9 protein-coding genes and 1 pseudogene are annotated in these 15141 nt (G+C 72.2%); 4 read left to right on the forward strand and 6 right to left on the reverse strand.

The features are described from left to right. Positions 1-18: 18 nt before the first annotated feature. Positions 19-765, reverse strand: coding sequence for a (2Fe-2S)-binding protein (locus tag AQJ67_RS01430; RefSeq protein ID WP_062716744.1), 747 nt, complete (start codon positions 763-765; stop codon positions 19-21). A gap of 227 nt (positions 766-992) precedes the next feature. Here AQJ67_RS01430 and AQJ67_RS01435 point away from each other — a divergent pair, with 227 nt between their 5' ends. Then, positions 993-2213, forward strand: coding sequence for a DMT family transporter (locus AQJ67_RS01435; protein ID WP_062716111.1), 1221 nt, complete (start codon positions 993-995; stop codon positions 2211-2213). On the opposite strand, the gene AQJ67_RS01440 is transcribed toward AQJ67_RS01435, so the two are convergent. Next, the gene (locus AQJ67_RS01440) at positions 2203-3402 is read right to left on the reverse strand and encodes a peptidoglycan DD-metalloendopeptidase family protein (RefSeq protein WP_062716745.1); all 1200 of its coding nucleotides are present in this window, start codon (positions 3400-3402) and stop codon (positions 2203-2205) included. The genes AQJ67_RS01435 and AQJ67_RS01440 overlap by 11 nt on opposite strands. A 349-nt stretch (positions 3403-3751) precedes the next feature. Here AQJ67_RS01440 and gndA point away from each other — a divergent pair, with 349 nt between their 5' ends. Next, the gene (gndA, locus tag AQJ67_RS01445) at positions 3752-5191 is read left to right on the forward strand and encodes an NADP-dependent phosphogluconate dehydrogenase (protein ID WP_062716112.1); all 1440 of its coding nucleotides are present in this window, start codon (positions 3752-3754) and stop codon (positions 5189-5191) included. 529 nt (positions 5192-5720) lie between these two features. On the opposite strand, the gene AQJ67_RS01450 is transcribed toward gndA, so the two are convergent. From AQJ67_RS01450 to AQJ67_RS01465, 4 genes are all read right to left on the reverse strand, one after another. Further along, positions 5721-6065 (reverse strand): GNAT family N-acetyltransferase, encoded by a 345-nt coding sequence (locus AQJ67_RS01450; protein ID WP_062716113.1) that lies wholly within the window; start codon positions 6063-6065, stop codon positions 5721-5723. 41 nt (positions 6066-6106) lie between these two features. Then, positions 6107-6529 carry an aspartate 1-decarboxylase gene (gene panD, locus AQJ67_RS01455; protein WP_062716114.1) on the reverse strand — a complete coding sequence of 141 codons (423 nt, stop codon included), beginning with the start codon at positions 6527-6529 and terminating at the stop codon, positions 6107-6109. 119 nt (positions 6530-6648) lie between these two features. Next, on the reverse strand, positions 6649-10578 hold the full coding sequence (locus tag AQJ67_RS01460) for a glycoside hydrolase family 2 TIM barrel-domain containing protein (protein WP_062716115.1): 3930 nt from the start codon (positions 10576-10578) through the stop codon (positions 6649-6651). 203 nt (positions 10579-10781) lie between these two features. Further along, on the reverse strand, positions 10782-12734 hold the full coding sequence (locus AQJ67_RS01465; RefSeq protein WP_079055715.1) for an ABC transporter ATP-binding protein: 1953 nt from the start codon (positions 12732-12734) through the stop codon (positions 10782-10784). A 195-nt stretch (positions 12735-12929) separates the two neighbouring features. Here AQJ67_RS01465 and AQJ67_RS01470 point away from each other — a divergent pair, with 195 nt between their 5' ends. Beyond that, positions 12930-13895, forward strand: coding sequence for a lysylphosphatidylglycerol synthase transmembrane domain-containing protein (locus AQJ67_RS01470; protein WP_079055716.1), 966 nt, complete (start codon positions 12930-12932; stop codon positions 13893-13895). 336 nt (positions 13896-14231) lie between these two features. Continuing rightward, positions 14232-14992: pseudogene (locus tag AQJ67_RS01475) on the forward strand (crotonase/enoyl-CoA hydratase family protein). Positions 14993-15141: the final 149 nt, after the last annotated feature.

Consider the following 15141-nt stretch of genomic DNA (forward strand, 5'->3'; position numbering starts at 1 on the left):
CTGGTTGCCCTTTCATGGTCACCCAGATGTGGCGCGTGGGGAAGAGCGCGGGGGTCGTGGGAAGCAACAGTCACCGCACACGCCTGCGCCCGGCACGCGGTAGTAGAGGCAGCAGCTGCGGCGGCGGAAGGCGGTGCCGGTGCGGGTGCCGGTGTCGGCCAGCAGGGGGTGGGCGAAGAGTTCCCCGGTCAGGGCACGGGCCCGGGCGGCGGCGTCCGTACGGCCATGGGCGCGCGCCCACTGGTCCAGCTGACGGGCCGCGCCCGCGAGCGCCGAGCCCGCGTTGCCCCACAGCAGTCCGGTGGCGACGCGGTAGCGGGTGTGCAGGGCGGCGGCCAGGGGTTCCAGGTGGGCGTGCAGGACCACGTCCGCGAGGGTCGCCGGGTCGGCCGCGCCGGTCGGGAGCGGGCGCACCTCGGTGAGCCAGAGGTCCTCCGGGGCGCTGCCCTCGGGGTCCCAGAGGAGCAGCCGCGGGTCGAGGTCGGGGATGCTGCCGTACAGGGCGGCGCAGCCGAGCGTCACGGACCACAGCCGCGCCGCGAGGCCCTGCTGGGCGATGGAGGCGGCGACCCGCGGCTCGGGGGCACGCAGGGCGTTCGCGACTTTCCGGACGCGGAGCCCCAGGGGATCTCCCTGAGGGGCCGACAGGGGTTCTCCGTAGGTCTCCGCCAGGGTCGGCAGTGGCCGAAGTGCTTCCCCTGCCGTGTGTAGTACGAAGAAGCCGCCGAGCGGCCGGAGCGCGGCGAGATCGGGGTCGAGGTCCACGAAGAGCAGTAGTACCAAGGCCTCGCGGGACCGTCACCTCGGGGTTCCGTCAGGGGTCACCCGCCTTGGGGATGAGGCCGCGGCCCCCGTACTCCATCGGCAGTAGGAGACAGTGACTGCTCTGGTACGACGACGGGAAGAGGTTTTCGAGGCATCGTGTTGGCTATGAGAGCCGACCGTTCGCCGCGCCGGGGTCACCGCCCGTGCCTCACGCAGAGGAGCAGCTCATGAGTGCCCTCGCGTTGTCCGTGCTGCTGTCGCTCGTCTCCGCCGTCGCGTACGCGGGCGGGGCGATCGTGCAGGAGCGTGTCGCGGCGTCCTCCCCGGGTCAGCAGTTCGCGCCGATGCGCCGGGCGGGCTGGTGGGCGGCGGTCGCGCTGAACGGCCTCGGCGGTCTGCTGCACGTGGTGGCGCTGGCTTTCGGTCCGCTGAGCCTGGTGCAGCCGCTGGGTGCGCTGACGATCGTGTTCGCGCTGCCGATGGCGGCGCTGTTCGTGGGCCGCGAGGCCGGGTCGACGGCCTGGCGGGGCGCGATCATGGCGACCGTGGGTCTCGCCGGGCTGCTGTCCCTGGTCGGCTCCTCCGAGTCGCAGTCGCTGGCCACCGCCGAGCGGGTGGGCGTGGCCCTGGTGACCGGCGGCGTCGTCGTGGCGCTGATGATCGCCGGCCGGGCGGCCCACCGTCATCCGGCGGTGCGCAGCATGCTGCTCGCGACCGGGTCCGGCATAGCCTTCGGCATGTCCTCGGTGTTCACGAAGGTCGCCGCGGTGGACTGGAACGGCGGGGTGTCGGCGTCCGACGTGCCCGCCCTCGCGACGATAGGCGTCTTCGCGACGGCCGGCATGCTGCTGTCCCAGGCCGCCTACCGGGGCGCCGGGCTCGCGGCGCCGCTGGCCACGCTGACGGTCGTGAACCCGGTGGTGGCCGCCGCGGTCGGCATCACGATGTTCGGCGAGACCTTCCGGTACGGCACCACGGGCACCCTGCTCGCCCTGGGCTGCGGCGTGGTCGCGGCAGGTGGCCTGATCCTGCTGACGACGGAGCGGATCGCGCGTACGGAGACCGGGACCGAGGTGGCGCTTCCCGAGACGGTGGACGCCGAGGAGGCCTTGGTCGAGCCGGCCCTGGTGGAGTCGGCCCTTGGCGGGCCGGCCCTGGTGGAACCGGCTCTGGACGCGGTGCCCGCCCCGGAGCTGGTCGGTGTCCTTCAGGAGCAGTCCGGGGCGAGCGAGCCCGAGGACATCGTCGTCCCCGACGGGATCGACGGGGTCCTCATTCCGGCGCAGGTCGCGCAGGAGCCGTACGAGGAGGGCGAGCAGCCTGTTACCGACCTCCAGGACCTCCAGGACCTCCAGGAGACCCCGAACCTCTACGGTCCCTTCTACGGAGGCCCTTACGTTCCGATGATGCCGGTCGTCGACCGGCACCGGATGCGCGTCAAATCCTGACGCCGCCGGCCCGGAGGTAGGCCACCGGGTCGATGTCGGAGCCGAAACCGGGCCCTGTCCGCACCTCGAAGTGCAGATGCGGGCCCGTGCTGTTGCCCGTGGAGCCGGAGCGGCCGATGCGCTGGCCTGCGCCGACGGACTGTCCGTCCTTCACGGAGATCGCCGAGAGATGGGCGTACTGGCTGTAGCGGCCGTCGGCGTGCCGGATCACCACCTGGTAGCCGAAGGACCCCTCCCACCCGGCGCTCACGACCCGCCCGGCGCCGACGGCCCGCACGGAGGTGCCGGTCGGCACGGCGAAGTCGACGCCCGTGTGGTAGCCCTTCGACCACAGGGCACCGGCCTTGCGGTACGGCGTGCCGGTGGAGGCGCTCACCGGGGAGACCAGCGAGCGGCTGCTCGTGGTGGCCTGTTCCTGTCGGTCGGAGGAGGTCTTCTCGGGAGTCGTCCTGGGCTGCGGCTCTGTTCTGGGCTTGGGCTTGGGCTTGGATTTGGGTTTGCGGGTGGCGGTCGGACTGTCCGTCGTCGTGGGCGCCTTGCCGCGCAGCGCGAGCCGCTGCCCCGGCAGGATCAGGTCGGGGTCGGCGCCGACGGCCTTCCGGTTCGCGGCGTACAGGCCCCGCCAACCGCCCCGGACCTGCTGCGACTCGGCGATCCCGGAGAGGGTGTCGCCGTGGACCACGGTGTACATCTCGGCGGTGCCCGCCCGTGACTGGGGCGTGGTCTGCGGCTGGACGTCCTGGACCGAGGTCTTCCGACTCGTGCCGCCGGTGTCGCGGGTGCCGGCCGGGTGGATCTCGGGGGTGTCCCCGCCCCGGGTCAGCCCGGCCCGCACCGAGCACTGCGGCCAGGCGCCGGGCCCCTGTCCGTCGAGCACCTTCTCCGCGACGGCTATCTGCTGGTCCTTGGTGGCCAGATCCGCGCGCGCCGCGTACCGCGGACCGCCGTAGGCCTCCCACGTCGACTGGGCGAACTGGAGTCCGCCGTAGAAGCCGTTGCCGGTGTTGACGTCCCACCGGCTGGTCGACTCGCATGCGGCGACCTTGTTCCAGGTGCTCACGTCGGCGGCCTGTGCGGTGCCGGTGCCGATGAAGGGGAGCGCCATCCCGGCGCCGCCCGCGGTGACGGTGAGCGAGGCGCGGTTGATCCTGTTCGGCTGGTACCGGCGGTGCCGACCGCGTACGGCCATGACGGAGCCCCCCATTGACATGCGTCAGGAGGGGCAAAAGTAAGCGCTGCGAACAGGCCATGACAAGACGGCAATTCAGCCGCCTCTTCACGCCAAGTGGCGCGGAACCGGCGCACGTTGCCCGACTCCGGACGACATCCGGACGGCGCGCGGACGGCACCCGGACGGCACCCGGGACGGCGCTCGGGACAGCTGAGTGTGCGGGGGCCTTTCGTGCGTATCTGCCTGCGCGACATCGCGCCACCCCGAGTGTGCGGCCGGAGTACCGGCACGTCAGGATGGACGATGGGGCAATACTGGCGGGCATGACCGGCACCGCTGATATATCGAGGTCACTAGGAGCCAACGCATGAGCACTTCGGCGCAGATCGGCGTCACGGGTCTCGCGGTCATGGGCCGCAATCTCGCCCGCAACTTCGCCCGCAACGGCTACACGGTCGCGGTCCACAACCGGACGCCGGCGCGTACGCGGGCGCTGGTGGAGGAGTTCGGGAGCGAGGGCGAGTTCATCGCGGCCGAGTCCGCCAAGGACTTCGTGGCGGCGCTGGAGCGCCCGCGGCGGCTGGTCATCATGGTGAAGGCCGGTGAGCCGACCGACGCGGTGATCCAGGAGTTCGCGCCGCTCCTGGAGCCCGGCGACATGATCATCGACGGTGGCAACGCGCACTTCGCCGACACCCGGCGCCGCGAGCGCGACCTGCGCGAGCAGGGCATCCACTTCGTCGGCATGGGTGTCTCGGGCGGCGAGGAGGGCGCGTTGCACGGGCCGAGCATCATGCCGGGCGGCCCGAAGGAGTCGTACGACTCGCTCGGTCCGATGCTGGAGAAGATCTCCGCGAAGGCCGCGGACGGGGCGCCCTGTGTGACGCACGTCGGTCCGGACGGTGCCGGGCACTTCGTGAAGATGGTGCACAACGGCATCGAGTACGCCGACATGCAGCTCATCGGCGAGGCGTACCAGCTGCTGCGCGATGTCGCCGGGTACGAGCCGGCGCAGATCGCGGAGATCTTCCGGACCTGGAACCAGGGCCGGCTGGACTCCTACCTGATCGAGATCACCGCCGAGGTCCTGTCGCACGTGGACGCGGCGACGGGCAAGCCGTTCGTGGACGTGGTCGTCGACCAGGCCGAGCAGAAGGGCACGGGCCGCTGGACGGTCCAGATCGCCCTGGACCTGGGCGTGCCGGTCTCCGGTATCGCGGAGGCCGTCTTCGCCCGCTCCCTGTCCGGGCACGCGGCGCTGCGGGACGCGTCCCGCGGGCTGGCCGGCCCCAAGGCGTCGCCGCTGAGCGAGGCGGAGGCGGGGGCGTTCGCCGACCGGGTGGAACAGGCGCTGTACGCGTCGAAGATCGTGTCGTACACGCAGGGCTTCCACGAGATCGACGCGGCGCGCGCGGAGTACGACTGGGACATCGACCTGGGTGCCGTCTCGGCGATCTGGCGCGGCGGCTGCATCATCCGCGCGGCGTTCCTGGACCGGATCCGCGCGGCGTACGACGCCCGGGCCGACCTGCCGAGCCTGCTGTCCGACGAGACGTTCGCGCAGGAGATCGCCGCGGCGCAGGACGACTGGCGTGAGGTGATCATCGCGGCGACCCGGCAGGGTGTGCCGACGCCGGGCTTCGCCGCGGCCCTCGCCTACTACGACGCCCTGCGCGCCGAGCGGCTGCCCGCGGCGCTGACGCAGGGGCAGCGTGACTTCTTCGGCGCTCACACGTACCGGCGGACCGACCGGGACGGCTCGTTCCACACGCTGTGGGGCGGGGACCGGTCGGAGGTCGCCGGCTAGCCTCTGCCGGGCCGTCAGATGACCGCCCCGTGTCCGGTCGTAGGTCCGGGCACGGGGCGGATCCCTGTCCGGACCTGGCCTCACCGGCGTCCAGCCGCCGCGGGCCGCCCACCGCGTCCTGCGGGCGTCCGGCGCTCAGCTGAGCGGCGGGCCGGGCTCGGGGTTCGGTACCGGCTCGGGTCCCGGCGGGATCGGCGACGGGGCGGGATCCGGGGGCGACGGCGGCATCGGGGGCACCGGCGCGGGCGGGGTCGGTTCCGGGCCGGGCAGGGGGCCCGGGGGCGGGGGCGGTCCCGGGGCGGGCGGCTCGGGGGTCGGCGGGGGCTCCGGGGGCGGGACCGGGTGCGGCTCCGGGCTCGACGGGTCGGGGCCCGGTGTCGGTCCCGGATGGACCGGGTCCGTATACGGGTTGGTCATGGTGTCCTCCAGCCAGTCCGTGACATCGGCTCTGGACTACTCCCCCGCGTACCCGATGGCCGCTCCACCAGTCACTCACCCGCGTCAATGCGGGCGCCCAAGTGGCCCGTCGTCAGAACCGCCCGGGGTGCGCCCGCAGCCAGTCCTTCGCCGCCTGAAGCAGTTCGGGGTCGGCCGCCGGCGCCTCGTCGGGGTGGCGCTCGGCCCACTTCACGACGTACGGGCACAGCGGTGCGACGACGACTCCCTCGCGCGCCGCCATGCCGTACAGCTCACGTGCCAGGGAGCCCGCGATGCCCTGCCCCTCGTGGGCCGGTTCCACGATGGTGTGGACGGGCACGAGGGCGCGCGCCGGGGCTTCGAGGACGAAGTACTCGACGCGGCCGGTGACTTCGTCGCCCAGAAGGGCCTCCAGGCGGCCCGCCGCCCGGTCGTCGCGGATCTCGATGTCGCTCATGGCACGCTCCTGGTCCGGCTTCGAAGGGACGACGCGTGCGCTCAGGCCACCGGCACGGCCTGCGGGCTGCGCTCCTGGTCGGAGCCCGGCACCGGCTCGGACGGGTCGGCGCCCAGGGCCACGATCCGGTTGGCACCGTCCACGTGCACGACCCGCGGCTCGAACGCCCGCGCCTCGGCGTCGGTCAGCTGAGCGTAACTGATGATGATCACCAGGTCACCGGGGTGGACGAGATGCGCGGCGGCACCGTTGATCCCCACGACCCCCGAGCCGCGCTCGCCCTCGATGACGTACGTCTCCAGGCGGGCGCCGTTGGTGATGTCGACGATGTGGACGAGCTCACCGGGGAGCAGGTCGGAGGCGTCGAGGAGGTCCGCGTCGATGGTCACCGATCCCACGTAGTGCAGGTCGGCCTGGGTGACGGTGGCGCGGTGGATCTTCGACTTGAACATAGTGCGCAGCATGGGGCGCTCCGAGTGGTCGGCTCCCTGCCTGGTGGCCAGGTCAAGGGCTCTGCGTGCACGGGCGCGTCCAGAGTACTGACCGGGGTCCCGGCAGCGCACCGAGACCCCGGTCACGTCCGCTACTCCACGGCGGTCGGCCTGCGGGACGCCCTCGTCGCCTCGTCGAGGTCGGTCAGCGGGCGCAGCCGGTAGGTGTAGGAGTAGTCGCGGCTCGGGAACAGCTTGAACTCGTCGTGGGTGTGGGCGCCCCAGCTGTTGTCGCCGCCCAGGCCCATCTGCCGGTGGTTGACGCGCAGGACGACCTCGTCGCGCGGGGTGAGCTGGTAGTCGTGGCGCACGCCGGACGACAGGTCCTCCGGGGTGAAGTGCGAGGCGTTGATCTCCAGCAGGGGTTCACCGGAGACGAGGAGGCCGGTGCCGGTGCGGTCGGTGAGGGCGATCCAGCGGACGTCGGTCTTGTTGCCGTTCTCCTGGGGGCGGATGTACGGGGTCCACTGGCCGGAGACGGTGCCGGAGTGGATGCCGACGTCGGTGGCGTCCCTGCGGTCGATGTAGTTCTCCTCGGGTCCGCGGCCGTAGTAGCGAAGGCGCTCGAAGCGGCCCGGCAGGAAGAGCATCGTGCCCACCTCCGGGATGTACGGCAGGGACGCGGCGCCCGGGTGCAGGGTGTTGTCGACCTTGATCTCGCCGTTGCCGAACACCGTGTAGGCGGTGGTGTACGTCGACTCGGTCGCCGTGGGCAGGGTGCCGCTGACCTTGATCTCGACGGCCCGGTCGCCGAGGGCGCGCACTGTCACGCCGGTCACCGCGCGCCGGGCGCCCGCGTCGCGCCAGGTCTGGTTGCGGGTGTGCTGGCCGTTGCCGCGGTCGTTCTCGGTGGGCGCCCGCCAGAAGTTCGGCACCGGTCCGGAGGTGAGGAGCCGGGTGCCCCGGGCCTCGTACGACGTGATGACGCCGCTGTTCTTGTCGACGGTGACGGAGAAGCCGTCGCCCTTGACGGTGACGGCCGTGTCCCGCTCCTCGTACCGCAGCGCCGGCACGCTCGCCAGCGGCAGGGGCGTCACCGCCGGGCTGTTGGCCTCGACGGGGAGCTGCTGCTTGGCCACCTCGAAGCCGGCCTTCGCCCAGGGGGTGGGTTCCTTGGTGGTGAAGGACAGCTGGAGGAAGTACTCGGTACCGGGCGCCGGGTCGTCCGGGAGCCGCACCGGCACCGTGATGTCCTTGCTGCTGAGCGGCGGGACGTCCAGCTGGGCGCGGCCCAGCTTGCCGCGGCGGACGACCTCGCCGTCGGCGACGAGGCTCCAACGGCCGTCGAACTCACGGAGGTTGGTGAACAGGTACTCGTTGGTGAGGGTGATCGCCGAGCCGGGGGCGAGGGTGCCACCGGAGGCCGGTGCCACGCCGACGGCCTGGTAGACCTGCTTGACCTCGGCCGCCTTGCCGGTGAGGCGGCGGTCGGCGGTGACGATGCCGTCCGCGTTGGAGGTGCCGTCGTTGGGGTTGTCGCCCCAGTCGCCGCCGTACGGGAAGAAGGTCTTCTGCCGGGGCCGCTGCTCGGTGAGGCCGACGGTGGCGGCGTCGAACCAGAACCGTACGCCCTCGTCGCCGGGGCCCCGGCTGTCGGAGCCGAGTTCGGCGGCGCTCAGCGCGCGGGCGTACACGCGGGCCCGGCGGATGGTGCCGCTGAACTCGCGGGTGGGGTTGTCGACGTCGGTGCCGAGCGCGAGGGGCGCGGTGTTCGCGGCGGGGCGCCGCGTGGTGGTCCGGGTGGCCTTCTGCGCGCCGTCGACGTAGAGGGTCAGGCTGCCCGCGTCCGCGTCGAAGACACCGGCGATGTGGTGCTCACGGCCGGTCCAGTCGTCCGGGAGGGCCCAGTTCGCGGTGATCCACTGGCCGCCGCCGTAGATGAAGAACTCCAGGGTGCGGTCGGACTGCTTGAGGGCGTACTGGGTGTCGCCCTTGGCGATGATCGGCTGGTGGTAGCCGGTGACGTGCGGGGTGACCCAGGCCTCCAGGGTGAGCGAGCCGGTGAGGTCGAGGCGCTCGTCGCGGGCGAAGACGGTGGCGCCGAAGACGCCCTTGGCGCGGTCGAAGGTGCCGCTCGCGGTGAGGACCTCACCGCGCACCGCGCCGGGGCCGGACTCGGTGAGGATCTTGCGCACGGGCACGGGCCAGCTCAGGGACTGGTCGACGAAGTCCCAGATCCAGCCGCCCTGGAGGACGTCGTAGCGGCGGACGAGGTCCCAGTACTTCGTGAGGTTGCCGTTGGAGTTCCCCATCGCGTGGGCGTACTCGATCATGACGTACGGCCGGGTGTCGGCGGTGTCCTTGGCGCGCTGCTCGACGCGGGAGGGGCTGTCGTACATCTCCGAGCGGATGTCGCTGATCGTCGGCCGGTCGTCGCCCTCGTACTGGACGACGCGTGTCGTGTCGTAGGACTTGATCCAGTCGTGCATGGCGACGAAGGTGCTGCCGCCGCCGGCCTCGTTGCCGAGCGACCAGATGACCACCGAGGCGTGGTTCTTGTCGCGGTGGACCATGCTCTGGGCGCGGGCCACGCAGGCCTTGGTCCAGTCGGCGTGGTTGCCGGGGTACTCGCCGCGGATGCCGTGGGTCTCCAGGTTGGTCTCGTCGACGAGGTAGAGGCCGTACTCGTCCGCGAGTTCGTACCACAGCGGGTTGTTGGGGTAGTGCGAGGTGCGGACGCTGTTCATGTTCATCCGCTTGATGATCTCGATGTCCTTGGTCATGTGCGCCCGGGTGAGCGTCATGCCGCTGTCGGGGTGCATCTCGTGGCGGTTGGTGCCGCGGAAGGAGACGGGCTGCCCGTTGATCCGCATCAGCCCGTCCTTGAGCGCGAACTCGCGCAGGCCGACCCGGTGCGAGAGCGTCTCGATGACCTTGCCGGCCGGGTCGCGCAGGCGCAGGACGGCGGTGTAGAGGTTCGGGTGTTCGGCGGACCACAGCTTCGGCTCGGGGACGGCTCTGCTCGCCCGGACGGTGACGTCCTCGCCGGTTTCGGCGGATCCGAGGTCGACGGCCTGCTGGAGCGGCCGGGACCAGACGGCGTGGCCGCGGGAGTCGTACAGCTGCGTCTCGACGGAGTAGCCGCCCTCGGCCCGGCCGCCGTACGCGCGCACGCTCGCGGTGACGGACAGTTCGGCGGCGGTGTAGTCGTCGCTCAGCGGGGTGTCCAACTTGAAGTCGCGCAGGTGGACTTCCGGCGTGGAGTAGAGGTAGACCGAGCGGAAGATGCCGCTCAGCCGGATCATGTCCTGGTCCTCCAGCCAGTCCCCGTCGGAGAAGCGGTACACCTCGACGGCGATCTGGTTGGTGCCCGGCTTGAGGTGCTCGGTGATGTCGTACTCGGCGGGCGTGAAGGAGTCCTCGGCGTATCCCACCAACTCCCCGTTGATCCACACGTAGTGCGCGGACTTGACGCCCTCGAAGTGCAGGAAGGTCCGCCGCCCCGCCCAGCCGCGCGGCACGGTGAAGGTGCGCCGGTACTGGCCCACCGGGTTGAAGCGGGTGGGCGCCGCCGGGGGTTGGGCGTCCTCGCCGAGCCCGTTGGGACCCCACCACGGGTAGGTGATGTTGACGAAGATCGGCCGGTCGTAGCCGTGCATCTGCCAGACGGAGGGGACGGGAATGGTGTCCCAGTCGCTGTCGTCGACGTCGGTGCGGTAGAAGTCGGTGTCCCGGTCGTCGGGCCGGTCCACGTAGGCGAACTTCCACTTTCCGTCGAGGCCGAGTCGGTACGGCGAGCGCGTCCGGTCTCCGTCCAGCGCCTGTCTGACGTCCGCGTACGGCATGAGCGTGGTGTGCGGCGGCTGGGTCCCGACCTGGAAGACGTCGATCTGCCCGTTCCACTCCGGGGTGGCCGCCGCGGCCCCGGAGCCGTCGGCCGCGTGGACCGCGGCGGCGGACGGTCCGGACAGGGCGAGCGCGCCGAGGACGGCGGCCCCGCCCTCCAGGAGACGTCGCCGGCTGACGGGCACACCCTGGGGGTGGGACGGGTGGCCGACAGGAGACTCGGGAGCGTGCGGCATGACGTGGCCTTCCTCGGGACGGCAGAGCGCGAGCGCTGAGTGGCTTGAGGGAACGTCAGATCCTGTGCGGTGCTGTTGGGAAACCGAACGCACACTAGGTTGTGAACACAGTCGAAGCAATGATGCTGTCGATGTTTGTGTGTTCCTGACGGGTCCTGCCGTCGACGTTGGCCGAATCCCGGCCGTGCGCCGTCCGCGGCTCGTTACGCGGCCTCCCCCGCCACCTTCCCCGCCACCTCACCCGCCGCCTCACCCGCCGCCGCGACCTCCGCCGCGACCTCCGCCATCCCACCGGGCCCCTGCTCGAACTGCGTCCGGTACAGCTCCGCATAACGCCCCCCGGCCGCCAGCAGCACGTCGTGCGTGCCGCGTTCGACGATCTGGCCGGCCTCGACGACCAGGATCAGGTCCGCCGCCCGCACGGTGGACAGCCGGTGGGCGATCACGACAGCGGTCCTGCCCTCCAGGGCCTCGGTGAGGGCCTCCTGGACGGCGGCCTCCGAGGTGTTGTCGAGGTGGGCGGTGGCCTCGTCGAGGATGACGACGCGTTGGCGGGCGAGCAGCAGCCGGGCGATGGTCATGCGCTGGCGTTCGCCGCCGGAGAGCCGGTAGCCGCGCTCGCCGACCACGGTGTCAAGACCGTCGGGCAGGGACCGTACGAGAGCGTCGAGGCGGGAGCGGCGCAGGGCGTCCCAGAGTTCGGTGTCGGTGGCGGTGGGGCGGGCCAGCAGCAGGTTGGCGCGGACGGTGTCGTGGAAGAGGTGGCCGTCCTGGGTGACCATGCCGAGGGTGGAGCGCAGCGACTCGGCGCTCAGGTCACGCACGTCCACGCCGCCCACGCGCACGGCGCCCTCGTCGACGTCGTAGAGACGCGGCAGCAACTGGGCGACGGTCGACTTGCCCGCGCCGGACGAGCCGACCAGGGCGACGGTCTGTCCTGGTTCGGCGCGGAACGAGATGCCGTGCAGCACCTCGGCGCCGCCGCGGGTGTCGAGGGTCGCGACCTCCTCCAGGGAGGCGAGGGAGACCTTGTCGGCGGACGGGTAGCCGAAGCGGACGTCGTCGAACTCCACCGCCACCGGGCCGTCCGGGACCTTCCTCGCGTCCGGCTTCTCCTCGATCAGCGGCTTGAGGTCGAGGACCTCGAAGACCCGCTCGAAGCTGACGAGGGCGCTCATGACCTCGACGCGGGCGCCGGCCAGCGCGGTGAGCGGCGCGTACATACGGGTCAGCAGCAGGGCCAGCGAGACGACGGCGCCCGGTTCCAGCGTGCCGCGCAGGGCGAACCAGCCGCCGAGGCCGTAGACCAGGGCGAGCGCCAGGGCGGACACCAGGGTGAGCGCGGTGATGAACAACGACTGGGCGGTGGCGGTGCGTACGCCGATCTCCGCCACCCGCCTGGCCCGGCTCGCGAACTCCTCCGACTCCTCCTCCGGGCGCCCGAAGAGCTTGACGAGGGTGGCGCCGGGGGCCGAGAAGCGCTCGGTCATCCGGGTCCCCATGGCCGCGTTGAGGCCGGCGGCCTCCCGCTGCATCCTGGCCATGCGGTGGCCCATGCGCCGGGCCGGGAAGACGAACACCGGCAGCAGGACGAGGGCGAGCAGGGTGATCTGCCAGGACAGGGTGAGCATGACGGCGACCGTGAGCAGCAGGGTGACGAGGTTGCTGACCACGCCGGACAGGGTGTTGCTGAAGGCGCGCTGCGCGCCGATCACGTCGTTGTTGAGACGGGAGACGAGCGCTCCCGTACGAGTACGTGTGAAGAACGCGACCGGCATGCGCTGCACATGATCGAACACAGCCGTCCGCAGATCGAGGATCAGTCCCTCGCCGAGGGTGGCCGACAGCCGCCGGGCGAGGATCCCGAGGGCTGCCTCGGCGAGCGCGATCAGGGCGATCAGCAGGGCGAGGCGGACGACGGTGCCCTCGTCGTCCCCCGTCACGATCGCGTCGACGACATGTCCGGCGAGTACGGGGGTGGCGACGGCGAGCAACGCGGTCATCATCCCGAGCACGACGAAGAGCGCGATCCTGCGGCGGTGCGGGCGGGCGAACGCGCCGATGCGGCGCAGCGTGGCGCGGGCGAACGGGCGCCGCTCCCGCTGGGCGTTCATGACGCTGTACAGCTGTGTCCAGGCTGTGGTCTCCATGCTCATGGAGGGGACCGTAGAACCTCAAGCGACGTTGAGGTCAATCCTTTTCCTGCCGAGGCCCCTTTTCCTGTCGAGGCCCGTCCGCCCCGCCGTATGGACGGCTTCGCGAAGACCGGCAGCCGTCCGCAGCCGGTCCGTAAGGCGCCGTCCCCACGGCCGCAACCCGCCGTTGGCACGGCGTGGGGAACCTCTCCGAATGTGACAGCCGTACGACTTTCCGCGGGACGCCTGGCCAGGCGGCTCCCGCTGCGCCGGATACTGTGCCTGCTCCCGCTCGTCCTCGTCGTCGTGGTCGCGGTGCGGCACCGGGCCGTGCTCGCCGAGGGCATCGGCCATCTGGCGACGGCCAAGTGGCCCTGGCTCCTCGCGGCGGCCTGCGCCACCTGTCTGACCTGGGTGGCGGCGGCGGTGACCCGGCAGGGCGCCGTGGTCGACCGGCTGCCCCGGCTGCGGCTGCTCGTCACGCAGTTCGCGGCGGGCTCGGCCAACCATCTGCTGCCCACCGGGCTCGGCGCGAGCGCGGTCAATCTGCGTTTCATGACGGTGTGCGGGCTGCCGCTCGCCCGTTCCTCGGCGGCGCTGGCGCTGTATCTGCTCGCGGAGAGCGTGGCCCGGGTCGGCCTGCTGGCCGCGCTGCTCATCGCCTTCCCGCACGCCCTGCGGCTCGGGCCGCTCCTTCCGGACGGCGCCTTGGGTCCGCTGCTGCTGGTCATCGGTGCGGCGGCGCTCGTGGTCGGGGCCGTCTTCGCGCTCGTACGCCGGCTGCGCACCGCCGTGTTGTCGTTCCTGCGGACCGCGCTGGGCGAGGCGCGCTCGGTCCACACCCGGCCCTCGCGGGCGCTGGCGTTGTGGGGCGGCTCCCTGGCCTTTCCGGTGCTTCAGGCGGCCGGGCTGGTCCTGGTCGGCCTCGCACTGGGGCTGGACGTGCCGCCGGCCCACATGGCGCTCGCGTACCTCGCGGCGACCGTCGCCGTCGCCCTCGTGCCCACGCCGGGCGGGATCGGCTCGGTGGAGGCGGCGCTGGTCCTGGCGCTGGTGGCGGCTGGCGGCCCGGTGGCGGTGGCGACGGCGGTGGTGCTGGCGTACCGGATCATCACGGTGTGGCTGCCGCTGCTGCCGGGGGCGTTGACGCTGGGTGCGCTGGTGCGGTGGAAGGTGATCTGAGGGGCGGGTTCGGGCGGGCGGTGATCCGAGCGGCCGGTTTCGGTGGACGGTGATCCGAGCGGCGAATTCCGGTGGACGGTGATCCGAGCGGCCGGCTCCGGTGGACGGTGATCTGAGCGGCGGATTCGGGTGGGCGGTGATCCGAGCGGCCGGTTCCGGTGGACGGTGATCCGAGCGGCGGATTCGGGCGGGCGGTGATCCGAGCCGCCGGCTCCGGTGGACGGTGATCTGAGCGGCGGATTCCGGTGGACGGTGATCCGAGCCGCCGGCTCCGGTGGAAGGTCATGTGACCGGTCAGTAACGTGCGGGGTCCGACCCACCGAAAGGGGCCCCGCCATGCCGGTCCGTGTCGAGCGCCAGGGACACGTCAGCACCGTCGTCCTCTCCCGGCCCGAGGTCCGCAACGCGGTCGACGGCCCCACCGCCGCCGAACTCGTCGCCGCCTTCCGCCAGTTCGAGGACGACGACGAGGCGCGGGTGGCGGTGCTGTGGGGTGAGGGCGGCACGTTCTGCGCGGGAGCCGACCTCAAGGCGCTCGGCACCGAGCGGGGCAACCGGGTCACCGAGGAGGGCGACGGGCCGATGGGGCCGACCCGGCTGCGCCTGTCGAAGCCGGTGATCGCGGCGGTCTCCGGGCATGCCGTGGCCGGTGGCCTGGAACTGGCCCTGTGGTGCTGCGGGTCGCCGAGGAGGACGCCGTCTTCGGGGTGTTCTGCCGCCGCTGGGGCGTGCCGCTGATCGACGGCGGCACGGTACGGCTGCCCCGGCTGATCGGCACGAGCCGCGCGCTCGACATGATCCTGACCGGCCGGGCGGTGCCCGCGAGCGAGGCCCGCGACATCGGCCTCGCCAACCGCGTGGTGCCGACCGGACGCGCCCGCGCCGAGGCGGAGAAGCTGGCCGCCACGATCGCGCGGTTCCCGCAGGCCTGTCTGCGCGCCGACCGGGGCTCGGTGCTGGAGCAGGACGGGCTCGACGAGGCGGCGGCGCTGCGCGGTGAACTCTCCCACGGGATGGGCGTGCTGGCCGAGAGCCTGGAGGGTGCGGCCCGTTTCGCCTCCGGCGCCGGGCGGCATGGTTCGTTCACGGACATGTGACGAGGAGGCGGGGGTCAGGAGAGCGCGGTGGCAGCATCGCCGGGGGCTGCTGCGGGTCCGCGTGAGCCGGGCGCGCGGTTGGCCGGTGTGCGACCCCGTGTGCCGCGGTCGCGCATCGGTCGACCCCCGGCGTGCGGCCGTTCGGCCCT

The sequence above is a fragment of the Streptomyces caeruleatus genome, assembly GCF_001514235.1.
GTDB classification, from domain to species: domain Bacteria; phylum Actinomycetota; class Actinomycetes; order Streptomycetales; family Streptomycetaceae; genus Streptomyces; species Streptomyces caeruleatus.